The sequence below is a fragment of the Citrobacter sp. CK199 genome, assembly GCF_030333285.1.
In the GTDB taxonomy this organism is placed as follows: Bacteria; Pseudomonadota; Gammaproteobacteria; order Enterobacterales; family Enterobacteriaceae; genus Citrobacter_B; species Citrobacter_B koseri.
This window is the reverse complement of sequence record NZ_JAOWGF010000026.1, coordinates 179,168-200,106: the sequence shown is the minus strand read 5'-3', so window position 1 is coordinate 200,106 and position 20,939 is coordinate 179,168. Positions and strand designations below refer to the sequence as shown.

Sequence of the window (20,939 nt, the reverse complement as noted above, 5' to 3'; positions counted from 1 at the left end):
ACAGGAAAGGATAGGTTATGAAAAAACGTTTTATGATGTTCACCCTGCTGGCGGCGGCATTTTCGGGAATGGTTCATGCGGACGATGCAGCCATTAGCCAGTCGCTGACTAAGCTGGGCGTGCAGAGCACGGAAATTCAGCCCGCGCCGGTTGCAGGCATGAAAACCGTGCTGACCAACAGCGGCGTGCTGTACGTCACCGACGATGGTAAGCATATTATTCAGGGGCCGATGTATGACGTCAGCGGCGCGTCGCCGGTAAATGTCACCAATCAGTTGCTGATGAAACACCTGAATGCGCTGGAAAAAGAGATGATTGTTTACAAAGCGCCGCAGGAAAAACACGTCATCACCATCTTTACCGACATCACCTGCGGATACTGTCACAAGCTGCATGAAGAGATGAAAGACTATAACGCGCTGGGGATTACCGTGCGTTATCTGGCCTTCCCGCGCCAGGGGCTGGAAAGCCAGGCCGAGCAGGATATGAAGTCCATCTGGTGCGCGAAAGACCGAAACAAAGCCTTTGATGAGGCGATGGCGGGCAAAGGCGTGAAAGCCGCCACCTGCGATATCGATATCGCCAATCATTATGCGCTGGGTGTGCAGTTCGGCGTGAGCGGCACGCCAGCGATTGTGCTGAGCAACGGCTATGTGGTGCCTGGCTATCAGGGGCCGAAAGAGATGAAGGCGTTCCTTGACGCGCACCAGAAACAGACCAGCGGTAAATAATTCGCGTGAAACAACAGATACAACTTCGTCGGCGTGAGGCCGACGAGACAGCTGAGCTGCCTGCTGACCTGCCGCCGCTGCTGCGCCGTTTATACGCCAGCCGGGGCGTACGCAGCGCGCAGGAGCTGGAGCGCAGCGTAAAAGGGATGCTGCCGTGGCAGCAGCTTAGCGGCGTCGAAAAGGCGGTTGAGATCCTCTATAACGCGTTTCGCGAGGGGGCTCGCATCGTCGTCGTGGGCGATTTTGACGCGGATGGCGCCACCAGTACGGCGCTTAGCGTCCTCGGTATGCGTTCGCTGGGCTGTAACAATATCAGCTACCTGGTGCCAAACCGTTTTGAAGACGGCTACGGATTAAGCCCGGAAGTGGTCGATCAGGCGCATGCTCGCGGCGCGCAGCTGATTGTGACGGTGGATAACGGCATCTCTTCTCATGCCGGTGTGGAACATGCCAGAGCGCTGGGGATTCCGGTGGTAGTGACCGATCACCACCTGCCGGGCGATACGCTACCTGACGCAGAAGCCATCATTAACCCGAATCTGCGAGATTGCGATTTCCCGTCGAAGTCGCTGGCAGGCGTTGGCGTGGCGTTCTATCTGATGCTGGCGCTGCGCACTTTCCTGCGTGATAAAGGCTGGTTTGATGAGCGTGGCATTACGCCTCCGAATCTGGCGGAATTGCTCGACCTGGTCGCGTTAGGCACGGTGGCGGACGTGGTGCCGCTGGACGCCAATAACCGCATCCTGACGTGGCAGGGGTTGAGCCGTATCCGCGCCGGAAAATGTCGCCCAGGCATTAAGGCGCTGCTTGAGGTGTCGAACCGCGATCCGCAGAAGCTGGCGGCCAGCGATTTAGGCTTTGCGCTGGGGCCGCGTCTGAATGCCGCAGGGCGGTTGGATGATATGTCCGTCGGCGTGGCGTTGCTGCTGTGCGATAACATCGGCGAAGCGCGGGTGCTGGCGAATGAACTGGATGCGCTGAACCAGACGCGTAAAGAAATCGAACAGGGGATGCAGGCGGAAGCGCTGACCCTGTGCGAGAAACTGGAACGCAGCCGTGAAACGCTGCCTGGCGGCCTGGCGATGTATCATCCAGAATGGCATCAGGGCGTGGTCGGCATTCTGGCTTCGCGCATTAAAGAGCGCTTCCATCGCCCGGTGATTGCCTTTGCGCCCGCCGGTGACGGTACGCTGAAAGGTTCCGGTCGTTCCATTCAGGGGCTGCATATGCGCGATGCGCTGGAGCGTCTGGATACGCTGTATCCGGGGATGATGCTCAAATTCGGCGGCCATGCGATGGCGGCAGGATTGTCACTGGAAGAGGCGCAGTTTGAACATTTCCAGCTGCGTTTTGGCGAGCTGGTGACCGAGTGGCTCGACCCATCGCTGCTACAGGGCGAAGTGGTTTCTGATGGCCCGCTGAGCGTGGCTGAGATGACGATGGAAGTGGCGCAACTGCTGCGTGACGCAGGGCCGTGGGGGCAGATGTTCCCGGAACCGCTGTTTGACGGACGTTTTCGCTTGTTGCAGCAGCGGTTGGTCGGCGAACGCCACCTGAAAGTGATGGTCGAACCGGTTGGCGGCGGCCCGCTGCTGGACGGCATTGCGTTTAACGTTGATACCGCCTGCTGGCCGGATAACGGCGTACGCGAAGTTCAGCTTGCCTATAAGCTGGATATCAACGAGTTTCGCGGCAACCGTAGCCTACAGCTGATCATTGATCACCTCTGGCCAAATTGACAACAGTATATTAATGAGAGCGCGAATCCGGTAGAATTCCGCTCTTATCACTGCATTTTGACTCGTCCAATAAAAGAAATCAGACCATGTTTGAAATTAACCCGGTAAATAACCGCATTCAGGACCTCACGGAACGCTCTGACGTTCTTAGGGGGTATCTTTGACTACGATGCCAAGAAAGAGCGTCTGGAAGAAGTAAACGCCGAGCTGGAACAGCCGGATGTCTGGAACGAACCCGAACGCGCGCAGGCGCTGGGCAAAGAGCGTTCCTCCCTTGAAGCGATTGTCGACACCCTCGACCAAATGACTCAGGGTCTGGAAGATGTTTCCGGGCTGCTGGAGCTGGCTGTAGAAGCCGACGACGAAGAAACCTTTAACGAAGCCGTAGCTGAACTCGATACGCTGGAAGAAAAGCTGGCGCAGCTGGAATTCCGTCGTATGTTCTCCGGTGAGTATGACAGCGCGGATTGCTACCTCGATATTCAGGCAGGTTCCGGCGGTACTGAAGCGCAGGACTGGGCAAGCATGCTGGAGCGTATGTATCTGCGCTGGGCAGAAGCGCGCGGCTTTAAAACCGAAATTATTGAAGAGTCTGAAGGTGAAGTCGCGGGGATCAAATCCGTCACCATCAAGATTTCCGGCGAATACGCCTATGGCTGGCTGCGTACCGAAACCGGCGTTCATCGCCTGGTGCGTAAGAGCCCGTTCGATTCCGGCGGTCGTCGTCATACCTCGTTCAGCTCCGCGTTCGTCTACCCGGAAGTTGACGATGATATTGATATCGAAATCAACCCGGCAGACCTGCGTATCGACGTTTATCGCGCATCCGGCGCGGGCGGTCAGCACGTTAACCGTACAGAATCTGCGGTACGTATTACGCACATCCCGACCGGGATTGTGACGCAGTGCCAGAACGACCGTTCCCAGCACAAAAACAAAGACCAGGCCATGAAGCAGATGAAAGCGAAGCTTTATGAACTGGAGATGCAGAAGAAAAATGCCGAGAAACAGGCGATGGAAGATAACAAATCCGACATCGGCTGGGGCAGCCAGATTCGTTCTTATGTCCTTGATGACTCCCGCATTAAAGACTTGCGTACCGGGGTTGAGACCCGCAACACGCAGGCGGTGCTGGATGGCAGCCTGGATCAATTTATCGAAGCAAGTTTGAAAGCAGGGTTATGAGGAACCAACATGTCTGAACAACACGCACAGAGCGCTGACGCGGTAACCGATCTTAACAATGAACTGAAAACGCGCCGCGAGAAGCTGGCTAGCCTGCGCGAGCAGGGTATTCCGTTCCCGAATGATTTTCGTCGCGATCACACCTCAGACCAACTGCACGCTGACTTCGACGCGAAAGAGAATGAAGAACTGGAAGCGCTGAACATCGAAGTGTCCGTTGCGGGCCGTATGATGACCCGTCGTATTATGGGTAAAGCGTCTTTCGTTACGTTGCAGGATGTCGGCGGCCGTATTCAGCTGTACGTTGCCCGTGACGATCTGCCGGAAGGCGTTTACAACGAGCAGTTCAAAAAATGGGATCTGGGCGATATCCTCGGCGCGAAAGGGAAGCTGTTCAAGACCAAAACCGGTGAGCTGTCCATCCACTGCACCGAACTGCGGCTGCTGACCAAAGCGCTGCGTCCGCTGCCGGATAAATTCCACGGCTTGCAGGATCAGGAAGCGCGCTATCGCCAGCGTTACCTGGATCTCATCTCTAACGATGAATCCCGTAACACCTTTAAAGTCCGTTCACAGATTATGGCGGGTATTCGTCAATTCATGGTGGGCCGCGGCTTTATGGAAGTGGAAACTCCGATGATGCAGGTGATTCCTGGCGGTGCGGCAGCTCGTCCGTTTATCACCCATCACAACGCGCTGGATCTGGACATGTACCTGCGTATCGCGCCGGAACTGTACCTGAAGCGTCTGGTGGTTGGCGGCTTCGAGCGTGTGTTCGAAATCAACCGTAACTTCCGTAACGAAGGGATCTCCGTTCGTCATAACCCAGAGTTCACCATGATGGAACTCTATATGGCGTATGCGGACTATAAAGACCTGATCGAACTGACCGAATCGCTGTTCCGTACGCTGGCGCAGGATATCCTGGGCAAAACTGAAGTGCCTTACGGCGATGAAGTGTTCGACTTCGGCAAGCCGTTCGAAAAACTGACCATGCGCGAGGCTATCAAGAAATACCGTCCTGAAACGGATATGGCCGATCTGGATAACTTCGACTCCGCCAAAGCGATCGCTGAATCTATCGGCATCAAGGTTGAGAAAAGCTGGGGCCTGGGCCGCATCGTAACTGAGATCTTCGAAGAAGTGGCGGAAGCGCACCTGATTCAGCCGACCTTCATCACTGAATATCCGGCAGAGGTTTCTCCGCTGGCGCGCCGTAACGACGTGAACCCAGAAATCACCGACCGCTTTGAATTCTTCATCGGCGGCCGTGAAATCGGTAACGGCTTTAGCGAGCTGAACGATGCAGAAGATCAGGCGCAGCGTTTCCAGGATCAGGTTAACGCGAAAGAAGCCGGTGACGACGAAGCGATGTTCTACGACGAAGACTACGTTACCGCTCTGGAGCACGGTCTGCCGCCGACAGCGGGTCTGGGAATTGGTATCGACCGCATGGTAATGCTGTTCACCAACAGCCACACCATCCGCGACGTGATTCTGTTCCCGGCGATGCGTCCGGTAAAATAAGACGTGAGATGCCGGATGGCGGCTTCGCCTTATCCGGCCTACGTTTTGCACCTCTGTAGGCCCGGTAAGCGTAGCGCCACCGGGCACAAAGCCGGATGGCGGCTTCGCCTTATCCGGCCTATGTTTTGCACCTCTGTAGGCCCGGTAAGCGTAGCGCCACCGGGCACAAAGCCGGATGGCGGCTTTGCCTTATCCGGCCTACGTTTTGCACCTCTGTAGGCCCGGTAAGCGTAGCGCCACCGGGCACAAAGCCAGTAAATTACCCCTGGTTATACTCCCGCAACAACTCACGCGCTTGGTCGTCAGACGCCTGCAACACCATCCACGGACTGAACGCCCACGGCGCCGCGCTCAATGCTTGCAGTACGGTTTCCAGGCCGCTCCACTGGTAGTCCATCACTTCATCCGGGTTTACCTGTAGCGCGCTGGTCACCTGCGCGGCGTATACCGGACAGACCTCATTTTCCACGATGCCATTCGGGTCAGTTGCCCGATAGCGAAAATCTGGATAGACGGGCGTCAGGTTGGTAATTTCGACGCCAAGCTCATAACGGCTGCGTCGGATAATTGCCGCTTCAGTGCTTTCTCCCTGCTGTGGGTGTCCGCATACTGAGTTGGTCCAGACTCCCGGCCACGCTTTTTTACTGAGCGAGCGGCGAGTGACCAGCAATTGCCCCTGCGCGTTAAACAACCAGCATGAGAAGGCGAGATGTAAAAGGGTATCAGAGGTATGAGCCGCATATTTCTCCAGTATGCCGTCAGGATTACCCTGCTCATCCAGCAATATGACATGTTCCCCGGTCATAAAAACTCCTGAATATGAAAATAGCCGCATACTGCTGCAAGCCATATACTCTGGCAACTAGCGTAGTCTATATAGGGTGGAAAGGCATTACCAAAAGTAGCGGTGGAAAGAAGGAGATATCGTGACACCGATGGCAATACATTGGGCATCTGGCTTTTGGCTGCTATGATAAGGCGTTTGAAATGTTGCGAGGAATAGTTTTGAGTGCAGGACGCCTGAACAACAAGAGCCTGAGTATTGTGATGCTGCTTTGTGCAGGCTTGCTTTTAGCGGGCTGCTCCAGCAATCAATCTTCTGATTCGGGTTCCGTCTATACCGTTAAGCGGGGAGATACGCTCTACCGCATTTCGCGCACGACGGGAACCAGCGTGAAAGAACTTGCCCGCCTGAACGGTATTTCCCCGCCTTACACCATTGAGGTAGGGCAAAAACTGAAACTGGGCGGAGGGGCAAAGCGTTCCGGTTCATCGCGTGCGACCACGGCGAAATCCTCTACGAAAACGGCGGCAGTCAGACCGTCCTCTTCTGTGCCGCAATCTTCCTGGCCTCCGGTAGGGCAACGTTGCTGGCGCTGGCCTGCCAGCGGCAAAGTCATTTTGCCTTATTCAACGGCGGAAGGCGGCAACAAAGGCATTGATATTTCCGCCGCGCGCGGTACGCCGATTTATGCGGCAGGGGCAGGGAAGGTGGTCTATGTCGGCAACCAGTTACGCGGTTACGGGAACCTCATCATGATTAAACATAATGAGGATTACATCACCGCTTATGCCCACAACGACACGCTGTTAGTTAACAACGGGCAGAGCGTGAAAGCCGGGCAGAAAATCGCCACAATGGGGAGCACTGATGCGGATTCCGTTCGCTTGCACTTCCAGATTCGCTACCGCGCAACAGCGATTGATCCTCTGCGTTATTTACCGCCGCAGGGGAGCAAACCAAAATGCTGACGGTGAATTAATCGCCAGTCAGTGAGCAAGTACCTTGTCAATAAGAGCGTAAGGTTTATAATGCCTTACGCATCTCGAAGCGGGCGTAGTTCAATGGTAGAACGAGAGCTTCCCAAGCTCTATACGAGGGTTCGATTCCCTTCGCCCGCTCCAGCTTCAAGTTTCCTGAACTCCGCATTCAACGCCCAACAGGATTAACTGCCCGCTATTATGGCGTCCGTGCCAGTAGTGCGGTCATTAACAGTCGTATCAACAATCTTCAATAATCAGATATACCGCCTTAACCGGGCCATGCACGCCGACCACCTTGATCAGTTCGATATCTGCCGTTGAGCTGGGGCCACTGATGATGTTAATACACGATGGCATGCGTTCACCGGCCTGCGCTTTCTGATGCAGTTTTTCCGCCAGTTGCGCCACGCGTGGCAGGATAGTGCTCTTGCGCAGCACGAAAATCGAGGATTCCGGCAGCAGGCTTAATGAACGCCCGCGCTCCGGCGCGGAAAACAGCACCACACCGCCCGATTCCGTTAAGCCATATTCGGCATACACTACGCCGACTTTCGCTTGCTCGGCCTGGGTAACATTCTCTGCTCCTCGGGCCGGGTCCCAGACCACGGCGTTGCATTCCTGCTGCAAGCGTTCGGTGATCCCCAGTTCAACCAGTCGGCTATCGCCGCTGAGCACCACCGATTTATGTCCCAGTTCTTCACACAAGCGTAACGCCGCTTCCGGCGCCTGCGCTTCGCTGGTCAGTTCGCAGCGTACCAGCATGACATCGCTCGCAAACTGGATAAACGCGTCGCAGCGCTGCTGCTGGCTAAGTTCGGTCAGTCGCTCGTTCGCATAGTTGTTAACCGGCAGCGTATCTGCCTGCGGTTCGAATCGCAGCGGGCGGCCCAGCGCCTGGGCGATGGTGTTTAAAAACGCGCTACGGTTATCCATTCTTTTTCTCCTCTGCCTGATGTTTCTTAAACCAGCTACGGAAACTCTCTCCGTCAGCATCAGGGAGATCTCGCGCCTCCATCCAGTCACCAATAGCGCCGACTTTAAGCGGCGTTTTACCGCCATTAATAAACCAGCTTGCCGCATGAGCGCCCGCCATCATCCCGACTTTCCACAGCCCAGGATGGCTATTGGCATAAGCGAACATTTTGATCGCCCGTCGCTCGGCTTTCGGGGTAATGCCCTCTTCGGCCATCACTCTGCGATGGCGCAGGATCAGTTTTGACAGCGGAATGCGCACCGGGCAGACACTGTCGCAGGCCGTGCATAATGAACAGGCATACGGCAGATCTTTAAAATCCTTATAACCGCCGAGCAGCGGGGAAATCACCGCGCCGATAGGGCCGGGATAGATTGAGCCATAGCCGTGTCCACCAATGTGGCGGTATGCCGGGCAGGTGTTCATACAGGCTCCGCAGCGAATGCAGCGCAGCACGTCGCGAAATTCAGAACCGAGTACCTGGGAACGCCCGTTATCCACGATAACCAGATGGAACTCTTCCGGCCCGTCAACGTGGCCTGCCTCGCGTGGGCCGGTCAGCCAGGTGTTGTAACCCGTCAAACGTGCGCCAACGGCGCTGCGCGCCAGCATGGTGATCAGTACGTCCACCTCGGCAAAGGTGGGGGCGATACGCTCCATCCCCATCACCGCAATGTGTGTTTTCGGCAGCGTGGTACACATCCGCGCATTGCCTTCGTTGGTCACCAGGCACACCGATCCGGTTTCCGCCACGGCGAAATTACAGCCGGTAATACCGATTTCAGCGCTGAGGAAATCCTCGCGGATCTTCTGGCGGATGAATAAGGTCATCGCTTCTGGCGTTTCCGGGCCGTCATAGCCCAGACGTTCATGCAGCACGCGGCGGATCTGATAGCGATCCTTATGGATTGCCGGAACCACAACGTGTGAAGGCGGGTCCTGATCCAACTGGAGAATATACTCGCCCAGATCGGTTTCGATCACCTGAATTCCGGCATCCTGCAACACATGATTGACGCCAATCTCTTCGGTCACCATCGACTTGGACTTCACTACCTTGCGCGCGTTTTTACTTTGGGCGACCTGTAAAATGTAGCGGGTGGCTTCTTCTTTGGTTTTGGCGAAGTAGACGTGCCCGCCGTTTTCCGTCACTTTCTCGGTGAGTTGATACAGGTAAGCGTCGAGATTACTCAGAACGTGATCGCGGATCTGGCTGGCACGGTCACGCCATTCGTCCCAGTGCCCTAACTCATCGACCATTTTTTGCCGATTCGCGCCGATTCGCTCCTGCGCATTGGCCACGGCTTTGCGCATGATCGGATCTTCAATTTGCTGACGAATGCGCAGTTTAAATTCTACATCGCTGGTTTTTATCGACATCTCTTTCCCCTCAGCGGCTCATCAGCACTTCAGCAATATGCATCACTTTGACCGGCTGGCCTTCCCGTTGCAGTCGACCGCCAATGTTCAGCAGGCAGCTGACGTCTGCGCCAATCAAATATTCAGGTCGGGCATCCATCAGGTGTAAGACTTTCTCTTTCACCATCTCGCCGGATATTTCGGCCATTTTGACCGAGAACGTCCCGCCAAATCCGCAGCAGGTATCCTGATCGGCAAACGTCAACAGCTCCAGCCCGCGCACATTTTTCAGTAGCGTGAGCGGCTCTTCCTTCACTCCCAGCTTGCGGGTCAGGCTACAGGATGGGTGATAGACGGCTCTGCCCTGAAGGCTGGCCCCCACATCCACCACACCCAGTTTATTAACGATAAAGGAGGTGAGATCCTGCATGCGCGCGGCGACCTTTTCCGCACGTAACGCCCATTCAGGTTCATCGACCAGATATGTCGGGTAGCTTTTTACCGCGTAGGTACAGGAGCCAGCAGGAGAGATAATCGGGTCGTCGTTGTCTTCCAGCGCTGCGATCAGGTTTTTCATCCCAGGGATCGCTTCTTTGATGTAGCCGCTGTTGATGGCTGGCTGGCCGCAACACCCTTGCTTCTCGGGGAAATTAACGCGGCAGCCCAGTTTTTCCAGCAGCAATACGGAGTCTCGTGCCATCCGTGATTTCAGCGCGTCACCAATACAGGTAACAAAGAAATTTACATTCACAATCAATGCTCCATTGCTTCACTTCTATTTAGCCCCGATGACAACCGGCCACCGGGTCATAAATCAATAATAAAAACGACCATTGTTTTTCGGTTTATCCTACTCTACGTTCATTTGTATGACAAAATAGAATAATCCACCAATCAATACCCATATGCAATACCCGGGTTTATTTATTTCGGCATCGCTCACATTTTTATAATGAAAACCACAGCGATGTGAACGTCCGAAAAATAGTTTCAAGTGATTACTAATTTCGTCAATATCATTATTAAACAGGTTGTTAAATAACTATTTATAGGTATCTGCCTTGCTCTTAAGTATATTTTCCTGGCATTGAATTTTAATTAAAAGATTACAATAGTTACAAAACTACAAATCATAATTACTTTATTCACTGAAGCGATTCAGTTTACATATTTCATTTGACCGGCAATGTAGCCTCCCCACCATAAATATAAATCAGGTTTAATGAACCAATCAGGAATAGTAATGAACGAATATTTTATGTTTGCCCTGGCACTCTCTCCTTTGCTGCTTATGGTATTTTTAATTCTGAAATTGAAAATGCCCATCCATTATTCAGTTTTGATTTCGCTGGCATTCACTGCCGCGCTGTCTGCAATATTCTGGGACATGCCAGTACAAAATCTTAAAGCCTCGATGGGTTATGGCGCACTGAAAGGATTATGGCCGATCGTGATTGTGATCCTCGGCGCTATATTCAGTTATAACGTCATGCAGGCGACCAAAGCGCTGGATATTCTCCGCGATATTCTCGCCAGTATTAGCGAAGATAAGCGTATTCAGGTACTGCTGATTTCGTGGTGTTTCGGTGGATTCCTTGAAGCGGCTGCCGGGTACGGTACGGCGGTCGCGATACCTATCGGTATTCTCATCGCGCTGGGATTTAACCCACTGAAGGCAGCAATTGCTTCACTTGTGGCCAACACCGTCCCCACGGCGTTCGGGGCGGTTGGTATTCCGGTCTCTATCCTGGCTGAACAGGTTAATCTGCCGGTTTACACCTTAGGCGGAACGATTATTCTGCAATTAGCCCTTTTTAATATCCTGCTGCCGTTTGTCATAATTTGCATTATTGGCGGTGGCCTGAAAGCCATTCGCGGCGTGTTCCTTATTACGCTGCTTTGCGGTATCACAACGCTTGTTCCGCAGTATTTTGTCGCCATACATCTCGGGGCAGAATTACCCGCCTTTGCCGGCAGCCTGGTCAGTCTTTTTGCCGTCGCAATTGCCAGCCGCCTGCGCAAAGGGAAAACAGATCCCGAGTGGCGCATTGAAGTCAGCCACACCCGTGAAACGACGCCGCGCTCGGCGAAAGTGCTGTTCCGGGTGGGTTCTATCTATCTGTTTATTTTTGTCTTTATTCTGCTGTGCTCGCCGTTATTTCCAACGATAAAAGCGGCGGCTTCTCAGTTGGCTTCGGTGCTGCATTTTACGCTGGCCGATGGCAAAACGCTGGCGCTGAAAGTCGAATGGGTCACCACGCCCGGAATGTTGATTATCTTTGCGACCATTATTGGCGGTTTTATTCAGGGGGCATCGGCACGCGGTATGCTGGAAGTGTTTGTCAAAACCGTATTCCAGCTTAAAAATTCCATTGTCGCGATTATGGCGATCGTCGCTCTGGCAACGGTAATGGATCTCAGCGGTATTATCTCCACGCTGGCCCAGTCGATTGTCGATCTGACCGGAAGCTCGTACGTTTTTCTCGCTCCGGTGATTGGTGCGCTGGGAACGTTTGTTACCGGCAGCGACACCAACTCGAATATTCTGTTTGGCAAACTACAAACCATTGCCGCCAGTAAATTAAATATTGATCCAAACTGGCTGGCTGCGGCAAATACCTCCGGCGCAACAGGCGGGAAAATGATTTCACCGCAAAGTATCGCCATTGCGGTTTCGGCAACCAAAATGGAGGGACAGGCGAATCAGATAATGTCCGGCACTATGAAGTACTGCTGTGCCTATATTGTGATCCTTGGATTAAAAGTTGGTCTCTTTTATTACTGGTTTATGACTTAACGTTATTTTGCGCAACGACGACTGCTCATCAACTGGCAAATGCTTCTGTTTTCCTGTAGCCACGCCACTTTGACGGGGCTATGCTTACTAGCGAAAACATAACAATTACAGAGGCAATGTCATGGATCAGGAACTACTGGATGCGGGTTACCGGGCCTATACCGGCGAGAAAATCGATGTCTATTTCAATACGGCCATTTGTCAGCACTCGGGTAATTGCGTGCGCGGTAGCGCGAAGCTATTTAATCTGAAACGTAAGCCGTGGATCATCCCGGATGAAGTGGATGTGGCAACGGTTGTGCATGTTATTGATACCTGTCCGAGCGGCGCGCTGAAATACCGCCAGAAATAAGTGAGGAAATGATGGAGATACTCGAAGGCCACAACAAATTTTATGTGAATGATGCTGCGGGTAATCAGGTCGCCGAAATCGTATTTGTACCGACGGGCGAACATCTGAGCATTATTGAGCATACGGATGTCGATCCCAGCCTGAAGGGGCAGGGCGTCGGTAAACAGCTTGTCGCGAAGGTGGTTGAAAAGATGCGCCAGGAGAACCGCAAGGTTATTCCGCTTTGTCCTTTCGCCAAACATGAGTTTGATAAAACGCGCGAGTATGACGATATCCGCGCCTGATGCGTTTTACCGGTCATCGCCGTGGGTTTCTGCCCACGGTCTTTTCCGGCGCCCCGCTGTTTATTATCGGTTTCTCATAAACCCAGCGATTACCGTGGTCGTTGATAAGCTCGTACCTGACGGTACGACAATGTCCCACTTTCCCGGGTAACGCTAGCGGTTGTGAAGACAGCGGAGCGATCATCAGCGGCGTTGCGCTGGTGTTGTCGCACGCCAGCGCTGCCAGCGTGATGTACCACGGCGTCGGGTTATTAACATAAAGCTGCGCCTCCTGCGGCTGGAATGTGAAGGTCAGCCGTTCGCCATCCTGCTCTCTCAATGGCCCAACGCCCTGTGGACGAATAAACACTTTCATGCGGATGCGCAGCGGCAGAACGAGTTTTTGCCGCGTTTTCGCGTCCTGATCGGTCATCGGCGGGATCTGGTAGATATTCAGCCAGTAAAGCGACTCCCGCTCGCGCGCTAACCCAGGCTTCTCTGCGAGCTGTAACTTTACCGTCCGAATTTCCGTTGGCTGCATTTTGAATACGGGCGGTATCGCGACGATGGGCGTGATGGTCTCAGCAGGCTGACTCAGCGGATCGCCTTCATCCGTCCAGATTTGAACCAGGGCAGGGTGCTGCGCTGAATTTGCCAGCGCCAGCGAATAATGGCTCTCCCCGGCGTTAAAAATAACGCGGGTCACTTCCGTATTGACCACGGCCCGTGCGGGAGTCGCCGTCCATCCTGTCCAGACGATAAGAAGCGTGTATGTGGGCCAGTTACTGAAAACTGACCACCACCTGGAGCTGTGCATAGACCGTTCCTGCTGTCACGTTTTCCCCCGGAATCGCTTCCAGAGAGGCGGTAAAGTCACCGCTGTAGAGGCTGGTTGAGCCGCTGGCGGTTTGCGTGGTCAGATCCTGATAGCCGTACCAGCCGCCCGCGTTGCCCGTGGCTGTGGCTATTTGGTTGGGCAGAAGATTCAGCGCATTGCCATTTTGCTTGTCGCTGTAGAGGCGAATGCCAACGCCTGATGCAACGCCGTTTACGCCATAATGATTGTCGAGTAGCCATGTATAGGCGCCGGAACCGGTCTTGAGGCCCAACTGAGAGGCCGCATTGGCTGCGGTGGGATTGCTGACCAGGAATCCCATCGCTACATATGCTCTTAAGCTGGTGGACGCCGTCGTGCCGGACAACGCCCCGGTTTCGCATTCGACGCTAATGCTAAAAGGAGCCTGACTGCTGCCGCCGCTGATGAGTTCGCCAACGCTGGTAGGCGGTAACCTGACAATGGCGGGGTAGTCGTTGACCCGGCAGGCGGCGCCGCGCACGAACACGGTCTGGCTGGTTAACGTCCAGCCGCCGGGCCACTGCGCCGCGCCCCAGCCGCTATAGTTGGTTCGGCTGTCAGCGCCCTCGAAAAGCCCTGAACTCATGCCGCCACCGTGGAAAGCGATATAGCCTGCCGGTCCCGCGTAGGGATAGGTATAACGGTTGGAACCATCAACGCCTCTGGCGCTGTCATCAACCCGAAACAGTTCAACAAATACGTCGCTAAAGGCGCTGGCAGGAATGTAGATATAGGTGCCGTCATTGAACATTTCACTTTCCGGGATTGCGCGCGCTTTCCAGTAACGGGAGTAATATTCTCCGGTTTTTAGATTGGTCAGCCTGACCGCCACGTTTTTAACGTAGGTGTAGTAAGCGCCGTCGATTCCCGGTACGTCGACCATGCCTCCCCAGTAATCGTCGCCGTTGGTGGCATAGTATTCATATACCTGGCCGATTTCGGAAATGGTACAGCGAAACATAATCTGATTGGCCGTGACGCCCTGCGTTCGTCCATTGGGGACGAAACTGGCAGCGGCGCTGCCCAGCAACGTGCCTTCGCTCTGAAATCCCGTCCCGTTGCTTAAGGTAATGACGCCGGGCAAGCCCAGTTTCCCTTTTACATCGCCATCCCCCACGCCGCCCCAACTGGCGCCCACATAGCCTGCGTCTTTCGCCGCCTGAGAAAGGGGGCTGGCTGACGTGACCTTGATGCAGGCGGACAGGGCAGGATGCGCAACCATGCCGCTGAATAACAGGCCGTAAAAGAGCTGTCTGATTTTCATACGTTATTCCTGACGACAAGGTAGTGTGAGCTGGTACAGCGGCGTATGCGTTTTAGCCGGTAGTTGATACCAGACCTGGCATCGCTGCGTGGATTTTTGCCCCCACTGTACGAACAGCACGCCGGACTGTTCCGCCAGTCGGGCGTAAATTTGCCCGCCCTGGCCGACCATTCCCACGGATTCGCCGTGGCCGTCCGTCACGTCAGCGCCCATCGGCGGCTGGTCGCCATCGGGAAGCGTTGTGTTGATGAGTGCCGCTTTACCGCTGGTGGTCATGAATTTCACGCGGGAAATCGCGCCGGCGTAGGGCACGATGCGCTTGCTGCCGCTCTGTAGCTCTACTTCGGCATTCATGTTTCCGCTGTCCAGGCTTACGGTGTTATAGCGATAGGGGGTCATGGAAGGGAGCAGGGCATAGCCGAAATAATCGACCGTTGCGCCTTGCCCGTTACGTACCGCCGCGCCGCGTGCGCCTGGCGCTTCGATAAGCGCAAATGTATCGCTGGTGTAGGGGCCAGCGGTGATCCCGCCGCGGTGCGCAACCAGCGTGCCGGACATCCCCAGACCATATTGCTGGTAATCGCTGCCGCGGGAGGCAAAGCCGCGAAACGCGCCGACGGCGGTTCGTTGCTCCACGTTGCCGCCCCAGGTTGCGCTGCTGCCGTCGTGCTTATCTCGCTCCAGGCCGCTATAAACGGCCCAGGATGTGGCGCTGTTCTCGCCCGTGGCGCCGCTTATCCCCACCGTGGCGGTGCGAACGTCGCGGCTGCGATTCATATCCAGATTTAGCTGCGTGCGGCTGGCGCCAACATCGAAGGGGATGGAGATCCCCAGTGAAAGCGTGTTTTCGGTGTATTTACGCTGGTTTTCGCGGTCAAAATCCCGGTCGTTTACGCTGGTGTCGTAGCGGCTGGCATAACTGCTGCGCTGCCTGGCGGCGCTAAGATTAAAGGTGATGTTGCGCCAGCTGTTGCTGTAGCCAAACTGGAGTTGGGTGATGCGCGACGCGTCGCTGTAGTAATCTGACGTACTGCCGGTGAAGCTAACCATGCCCCAGTCGCCCATCGGCTGGCTGAGCGTAGCGGAAAAGTTATTACGCTGGTGCAGCGTATCCGAATAATACGCCACGCTGTTTTTCTGCTGACGGCGCACGCCCAGCACATCCTGTAAATCACGATAACCGCTGGTGGAGTAACGATAGGCCGCCAGCACCAGATTTGTGCCGGTGGTAAACGTTTTGCTGTAGCTGGCCTCAATGCGCCAGCCCTGCTCGTTATCGTCGTTTTCGACTCTGGCGTTTGAGTAAACGGTATTGAGGCCGAATGCCCCGACGGATGTTGCCATTACCCCGCCCAGCAGAAACGCCTGATAATCATCGGCCAGCCGTGAACCCAAATTGGCGGTTAGCGTGTTGCTCATCCCGCGCTGCAAAACGCCTTCGACAAATTTATTCTCCACGCTGTAGTAGTGGCGAACGTAGCCCATTGCCAGCTCATAGTTCCAGTTTCCCGGCCGAACGGAATCAGGAACCGCCGAGTAGGGAACGGTAAAACTTGAGATTTGCCCGTTCGCTTCGATGACATCGACGGCCAGATCGCCCTGGCCACGGGTATTGTAGAGATCGTTAATAACAAAAGCGCCGGGCGTGACGGTGGTTTCGTAAATCACTTTACCCTGCTGGCGTACCACCACGCGGGCGGTTGTGGTCGCCACGCCGCGCACTTCCGGCGCATAACCGCGTTTGCCCTGCGGCCACATCCGTTGATCGGTGTTCAGTTTTATGCCGTTGAATGAGAGGCTGCCGAACAGGCTGCTGTTGGTGTAATTGTCCCCAAACGCTATCACGCTCTCAAACTGAGGAAGAGGGCGCTGAATCGCAGTCGCTACCGCATTGTATTTGTAGTGGCTACCCGTCTGGTTGTCATCGGCATAGCGGAGGTTCCCCTGATGGCGAAATTGCCACAGCCCGATGTTGAAACCGCCATTGATATTGCTCCACAGGTAGTCGTAGCGCAGGTGTGAGTCTGTATTTTCCGTATGATAAAAATTGGTATTGTGGCGCAAAAACAGCGCGGTCTCTCCGGCGTCCCATTCGGAAACGGGAATATACCCCCGGGGAGCGTGGTAAAGCCCGGCCTGAGGAATCATCATATTCAGGCGCAGCTTCGCTATATCCACTTGCCAACTGATTTTTTGCCCGGTCTCGCTGATGCGCAGACAGTGCGGCGTTGAAGACGCCGCAGAGGAGCGCGTGCGAATCGCGCTGGCGCGAACCACCTCAAACGGCAGACAGGGTTCGACGGCGTTATCCGGCGTGGCGGATGCGATAAGTTCGATCTTTTCCTGCTGGCGAATCAACTGGTTATTAAGATAAATATCCAGCACGTATTCACCCGCAGGCACGCTGTCTTGGGTATGATTAAAGCGCTGGAGATCCAGACCATGACCGTATGCGGACCCCTGGAGCAGCGCGGGATCAAAATAGTAATCAGCCCTGGCCGCAGCGGAAAATGCCGTAACGCATACCATCAGGCCGAAACCCGCCGGGCGATTAAAGAGGAAAATCTTCACTGATTCTGGCTCCCTGATCGTTAATCAACGTGATGCGAACACGCTGATTTGCAGCCGATCGGGCGTCGGTAAAGACATAACGCTCACTGCTGAAAGGGGCAATCATGCCTGCTTTTTGGGCGCGGGTTTCTGAGGCATTGATCAACTGTAGCCCGGCAATGGTGATGTAATAAGGCTGATTATTTTTAATGGTGATGCCGGTTTGACCCGTTCGCGTGACCTGAAGGTTCGCCAGCATTTTTTGTGGATTACCGTTTAATTCAGCCGGACGATAAAATAACTTCACCCGGTTGCGTAGCATGATCAGCAGGCTGTTTTGATTGCCCTGATCCGGGCTACGTTGGCCCACATTCGCGGGCGGAACCTGCATAAAATTAAAATAGAACAGAGATTCCCTGTCTTGTGGCAGGGACTGGGCCGCCGTAAAAACAATCCGAATAATTTGCCCTTCGCCGGGTTGAATACGAAATACCGGCGGCGTGGCGATAAAGGGAAGTTGAGCTGATTTCTCCGGCCCGTCTGCCATATTGCCGTTATCGAACCAGGTTGAGACCACATAAGGGAAGGAATCTTTATTCTTTAAATGAACATCGACAGAGTTGGCTGAACCATTATAAATAATTCGCGTCCCGGTCATGGTAATACTGGCGGTGACGTGTTCACTCCAGAGTGTAAAAAAGATAAACAGAAACCCCGCGAGAGAATACAGGGCGTCGCGAATGGGGTTCATTTATTACTCCCTGGTCGAAAGAGGGCGGGACGAAATTCCCGCCTGGGTTAAATTACTGGTAAGAAACCGCGTATTGCATGGAGGCCTGCACCGTACCGGTGGTTGCTGCGCCCCCTGAGTAATATTGGGCCTTGTAGGTTGCCGTGGCTGATGTTTCATTTGCCGCCAGCGCTAAATCTCCGCCGCCATTAAACGCGTTGCGAAAATCGATCTCTGTATCACTGGTGTCGAGGATCTGAATTTCAACATCGCTCGCCGAGCCATTGCTGGCCAGGTTTCCGGTCGTGGCGCTGATGTTATTTCCGACGAAGACGGTTGAAATATTGATCCCGGAGGCTGAGCCGGTGCATCCGCTGACGCCGATGTCGAAGGTCGTTTGTCCTGCAACCTGATTGGTGTTCAAGGTGTTTACCGTGACGGTAGGCAGTAAGACGACAGGTGAAGCCTCAGAACCATTTACCGATACGGAACAGGTTTCATCAGAAACTTCTCCCATAAATGTAATGGTATTATCAGAAGCCAGCGCGCCCGCAGAATAGATCGCGGAGATCACCAGCGCCGGAATTAGGGCACGATTCAGTTTCATAACTAAACTCCATTTTCATTCAGTCGTGTTGATTTACCCTGAGAATTCAGGGTGTTCCCAATGCTCAGGGACATTCATAAAAATGGCACTGTGCTGGAATGTTGCTGTATTAAGTCAGTGTTGGCGAAAATATTGGTATTAATCCTGGTGTTGAGGCGTTGAAATAGAAAAATGTGCTGCTGAACGCGCCTTCTCCGTTTTTATTCAACAATGCGTCCCAGGCGACAAATAGCCCATCTGAAAATATATCTTTTTTCTTATGCCGGAATTTTAACGACAGTAATCTTAAATATGAAAATCGTTTAAAACATCCGAATAAATCTTTTGTAATAGGTGGTGGCTATTAAAAACTGGAAATAGATCGGTTGCGTCGATATTAAGATAATTAGATATTCGCTTTATTGGTATTAATGATTTAGCCGTAAAGTCGTTCCATGTCGGTGTGTTAATTAATTGAATGTGTGATGTAAATAGATACCGGTTTTATAATAATCATCAGCATCACTATACTGTTTCTGTTGCTGACTATTAGGTGCGTACTCTTTACTTTAGGAATTTTATTTTATTTTGTTGGATCTTTTGGAGCTTAAAAGGTTTAGTTTCCAATAAACCCCATTTGATTAAGATCAACAATTGATGCAATCGTATTTAATTTGCCAGTTGATATAGTGCGTTTTGTTCGCATGAAGCGTGTTTTCTGCGCGGAATTATGCTGATGTTGAGCGTGGGAGAGAACAATTTTTCCGCAATAAATCCGCAATGCCTGCGCGCTTGTCGCAAAAGCGCGGAACTGCAATACGCGTCGGGTAATAGCATCGAATTATACGGCCAGGCGACTTTCTGGAAAGATTTGTTAATGCGCTTCACTCATCAGAGCGGCTTACCGCCCGTCTACGGTCTGCTCATGGCTTGCGAAAAATTGATATGAACGGACGTGCAGCGCCCGGGTCGCTGCACGTTTGTGGAAAAAGGCGGGGAACAATTAGTGGATAATGCCCAGATAACCATGCATTCCCATATAAAGCCCCACCAGACCGATCAGTATGCTGGAGAAATAGGGGGCTTTTCTCGCCAGGGTATTAAATCCGCTCCAGCGTTTTGCGGCCTGTTGCACGCTGATGGCTGCGCCCACGCCAACGGCTACCAGCGTTAACGCCAGACCAATGCTGAAGCACAGTACCATCGTGGCTCCCAGCGTGAAGGCTTTAAGCTGGATGCAGATCAGCAATACGGTGATGGCTGCCGGGCAAGGGATCAGGCCGCCCGTCAGGCCAAACAGTAAAATCTGTCCGTTTGTCACTTCCCGGTCGTGAAAGCGGCGCTGAATATCGGTCGCATGTGCCCGTTCATGGGCATCCTGCCAGGCGTGCGATCCGTCCGTTAGCCCCTTCAGGGAAATATGAACATGCTGGTGGTCGTGGTGATGGTCGTGGTCGTGGTGATGGTGGTGCTCATGGTCGTGATGGTGGTGAGTGTGGGCAGGAAGCCGGTTAGCCAACCCGTCCCGCTCTCCTTTCCAGGTACGCCAGAACATCCAGAACGCCGTGCTCAGAATAATGATGGCGGAAACCAGCTGTAGCCAGGGTTCCACGGATTCTGCGGTAAACGCTCTGCTGATGTACATGCCGCCCAGGGCGATAAGCCACACAACGGTGGTATGTGAAAGCGTGGCTGCCAGCCCCAGCATCACAGCCTGCTTAATCGTCCCTTTGATGGCGATGATAAACGCCGCCATCATCGTTTTGGAGTGCCCGGGTTCCAGCCCATGTAATACGCCCAACAGAATGGCGCTGGGAATGAAGAACCAGGCGTTTCCTTGCTGAAGTAATGTTGAAAATTCGCCCATGAGAATGATTCTTAGTTGTCTTATTTCCCCGCATTCTACTCCCCCCCAGTACCAAATACTACCCCCCAGTAGCGTCACAATGCTATAATCCATAATGATTTATGTTAATAAGGCGTTGTTATGTCACATACGATCCGGGATAAACAAAAACTTAAAGCTCGCGCCAGTAAAATCCAGGGGCAGGTTGTCGCACTGAAAAAAATGCTGGATGAACCTCACGAGTGTGCCGCGGTATTGCAGCAAATCGCGGCGATACGCGGCGCGGTGAACGGATTAATGCGTGAGGTGATCAAAGGGCATCTGACCGAACACATTGTTCACCAGAGCGATGAAGTGAAGCGCGAAGACGATCTGGAAGTGATCCTGAAGGTGCTGGATTCCTATATAAAATAGCCG

The 20,939-nt window shown here is 53.6% G+C and carries 19 protein-coding genes and 1 tRNA gene; 10 read left to right on the top strand and 10 right to left on the bottom strand.

Annotated features, from left to right (window positions below; all coding sequences use genetic code 11):
- Positions 1-17 precede the first annotated feature (17 nt).
- The 4 genes from dsbC to lysS all read left to right on the top strand — a co-directional run bounded on the left by dsbC (position 18) and on the right by lysS (position 5,182).
- Complete coding sequence (gene dsbC, locus OGX75_RS12020; protein WP_115614443.1) at positions 18-731, top strand: bifunctional protein-disulfide isomerase/oxidoreductase DsbC; 714 nt, start codon at positions 18-20, stop codon at positions 729-731.
- A gap of 5 nt (positions 732-736) precedes the next feature.
- Positions 737-2,470 (top strand): single-stranded-DNA-specific exonuclease RecJ, encoded by a 1,734-nt coding sequence (recJ, locus tag OGX75_RS12015; RefSeq protein ID WP_286451135.1) that lies wholly within the window; start codon positions 737-739, stop codon positions 2,468-2,470.
- 86 nt (positions 2,471-2,556) lie between these two features.
- Positions 2,557-3,655 (top strand): peptide chain release factor 2 gene (gene prfB, locus OGX75_RS12010; RefSeq protein ID WP_096753903.1). Its coding sequence is split into 2 segments (ribosomal slippage): positions 2,557-2,631 and positions 2,633-3,655, totalling 1,098 coding nucleotides; the frame shifts between segments, so codons are not numbered across the junction.
- A gap of 9 nt (positions 3,656-3,664) precedes the next feature.
- Entirely contained in the window at positions 3,665-5,182 is a 1,518-nt protein-coding gene (gene lysS / locus OGX75_RS12005) for a lysine--tRNA ligase (RefSeq protein ID WP_230010024.1), read from the top strand.
- Between the two features lie 259 nt (positions 5,183-5,441).
- On the opposite strand, the gene idi is transcribed toward lysS, so the two are convergent.
- A complete protein-coding gene (gene idi, locus OGX75_RS12000) occupies positions 5,442-5,987 on the bottom strand; it encodes an isopentenyl-diphosphate Delta-isomerase (protein ID WP_071257878.1) in 546 nt (181 codons plus the stop codon).
- A gap of 200 nt (positions 5,988-6,187) precedes the next feature.
- Between idi and actS the strand changes: the two genes are divergently transcribed.
- Complete coding sequence (gene actS, locus OGX75_RS11995) at positions 6,188-6,934, top strand: amidase activator ActS (protein WP_058668057.1); 747 nt, start codon at positions 6,188-6,190, stop codon at positions 6,932-6,934.
- Positions 6,935-7,013: 79 nt separating this feature from the next.
- Positions 7,014-7,087, top strand: a tRNA-Gly gene (locus OGX75_RS11990).
- Between the two features lie 96 nt (positions 7,088-7,183).
- Here the strand turns inward: OGX75_RS11990 and OGX75_RS11985 are convergent.
- From OGX75_RS11985 to OGX75_RS11975, 3 genes are read right to left on the bottom strand one after another with little or no spacing between them, the layout of a single operon-like run.
- Positions 7,184-7,879: a LutC/YkgG family protein gene (locus OGX75_RS11985; RefSeq protein WP_115181190.1), complete on the bottom strand. Its 696-nt coding sequence runs from the start codon at positions 7,877-7,879 to the stop codon at positions 7,184-7,186.
- Positions 7,872-9,299, bottom strand: a complete 1,428-nt coding sequence (locus tag OGX75_RS11980) for a LutB/LldF family L-lactate oxidation iron-sulfur protein (RefSeq protein WP_047461453.1) — start codon at positions 9,297-9,299, stop codon at positions 7,872-7,874. The genes OGX75_RS11985 and OGX75_RS11980 overlap by 8 nt, the downstream gene beginning before the upstream one ends.
- 10 nt (positions 9,300-9,309) lie before the next feature.
- Positions 9,310-10,029 (bottom strand): (Fe-S)-binding protein, encoded by a 720-nt coding sequence (locus OGX75_RS11975; protein WP_024130919.1) that lies wholly within the window; start codon positions 10,027-10,029, stop codon positions 9,310-9,312.
- A 492-nt stretch (positions 10,030-10,521) separates the two neighbouring features.
- On the opposite strand from OGX75_RS11975, the gene OGX75_RS11970 reads away from it, so the two are divergent.
- From OGX75_RS11970 to OGX75_RS11960, 3 genes are all read left to right on the top strand, one after another.
- Positions 10,522-12,075: an L-lactate permease gene (locus OGX75_RS11970; RefSeq protein WP_058668056.1), complete on the top strand. Its 1,554-nt coding sequence runs from the start codon at positions 10,522-10,524 to the stop codon at positions 12,073-12,075.
- Positions 12,076-12,196: 121 nt separating this feature from the next.
- Positions 12,197-12,427, top strand: coding sequence for a 4Fe-4S mono-cluster protein YjdI (gene yjdI / locus OGX75_RS11965; RefSeq protein ID WP_071257888.1), 231 nt, complete (start codon positions 12,197-12,199; stop codon positions 12,425-12,427).
- An 11-nt stretch (positions 12,428-12,438) separates the two neighbouring features.
- Positions 12,439-12,711 (top strand): GNAT family N-acetyltransferase, encoded by a 273-nt coding sequence (locus OGX75_RS11960; protein ID WP_047463941.1) that lies wholly within the window; start codon positions 12,439-12,441, stop codon positions 12,709-12,711.
- Positions 12,712-12,724: 13 nt separating this feature from the next.
- On the opposite strand, the gene OGX75_RS11955 is transcribed toward OGX75_RS11960, so the two are convergent.
- The 6 genes from OGX75_RS11955 to OGX75_RS11930 form a co-directional block, all read right to left on the bottom strand.
- Complete coding sequence (locus OGX75_RS11955; protein ID WP_071257889.1) at positions 12,725-13,507, bottom strand: fimbria/pilus periplasmic chaperone; 783 nt, start codon at positions 13,505-13,507, stop codon at positions 12,725-12,727.
- The gene (stbD, locus tag OGX75_RS11950; protein ID WP_286451136.1) at positions 13,473-14,810 is read right to left on the bottom strand and encodes a fimbrial usher protein StbD; all 1,338 of its coding nucleotides are present in this window, start codon (positions 14,808-14,810) and stop codon (positions 13,473-13,475) included. The genes OGX75_RS11955 and stbD overlap by 35 nt, the downstream gene beginning before the upstream one ends.
- A gap of 3 nt (positions 14,811-14,813) precedes the next feature.
- Positions 14,814-17,381 (bottom strand): fimbrial outer membrane usher protein, encoded by a 2,568-nt coding sequence (locus OGX75_RS11945; protein WP_286451137.1) that lies wholly within the window; start codon positions 17,379-17,381, stop codon positions 14,814-14,816.
- A complete protein-coding gene (locus OGX75_RS11940) occupies positions 17,362-18,111 on the bottom strand; it encodes a fimbria/pilus periplasmic chaperone (RefSeq protein WP_286451138.1) in 750 nt (249 codons plus the stop codon). Before OGX75_RS11940 ends, OGX75_RS11945 begins: the two co-directional genes overlap by 20 nt.
- A 52-nt stretch (positions 18,112-18,163) precedes the next feature.
- Positions 18,164-18,697: a fimbrial protein gene (locus OGX75_RS11935; RefSeq protein WP_012134978.1), complete on the bottom strand. Its 534-nt coding sequence runs from the start codon at positions 18,695-18,697 to the stop codon at positions 18,164-18,166.
- 982 nt (positions 18,698-19,679) lie between these two features.
- On the bottom strand, positions 19,680-20,543 hold the full coding sequence (locus OGX75_RS11930) for a nickel/cobalt efflux protein RcnA (protein ID WP_286451139.1): 864 nt from the start codon (positions 20,541-20,543) through the stop codon (positions 19,680-19,682).
- A gap of 120 nt (positions 20,544-20,663) precedes the next feature.
- On the opposite strand from OGX75_RS11930, the gene rcnR reads away from it, so the two are divergent.
- Positions 20,664-20,936, top strand: a complete 273-nt coding sequence (rcnR, locus tag OGX75_RS11925) for a Ni(II)/Co(II)-binding transcriptional repressor RcnR (RefSeq protein WP_012134972.1) — start codon at positions 20,664-20,666, stop codon at positions 20,934-20,936.
- The last annotated feature ends 3 nt before the right edge of the window (positions 20,937-20,939 follow it).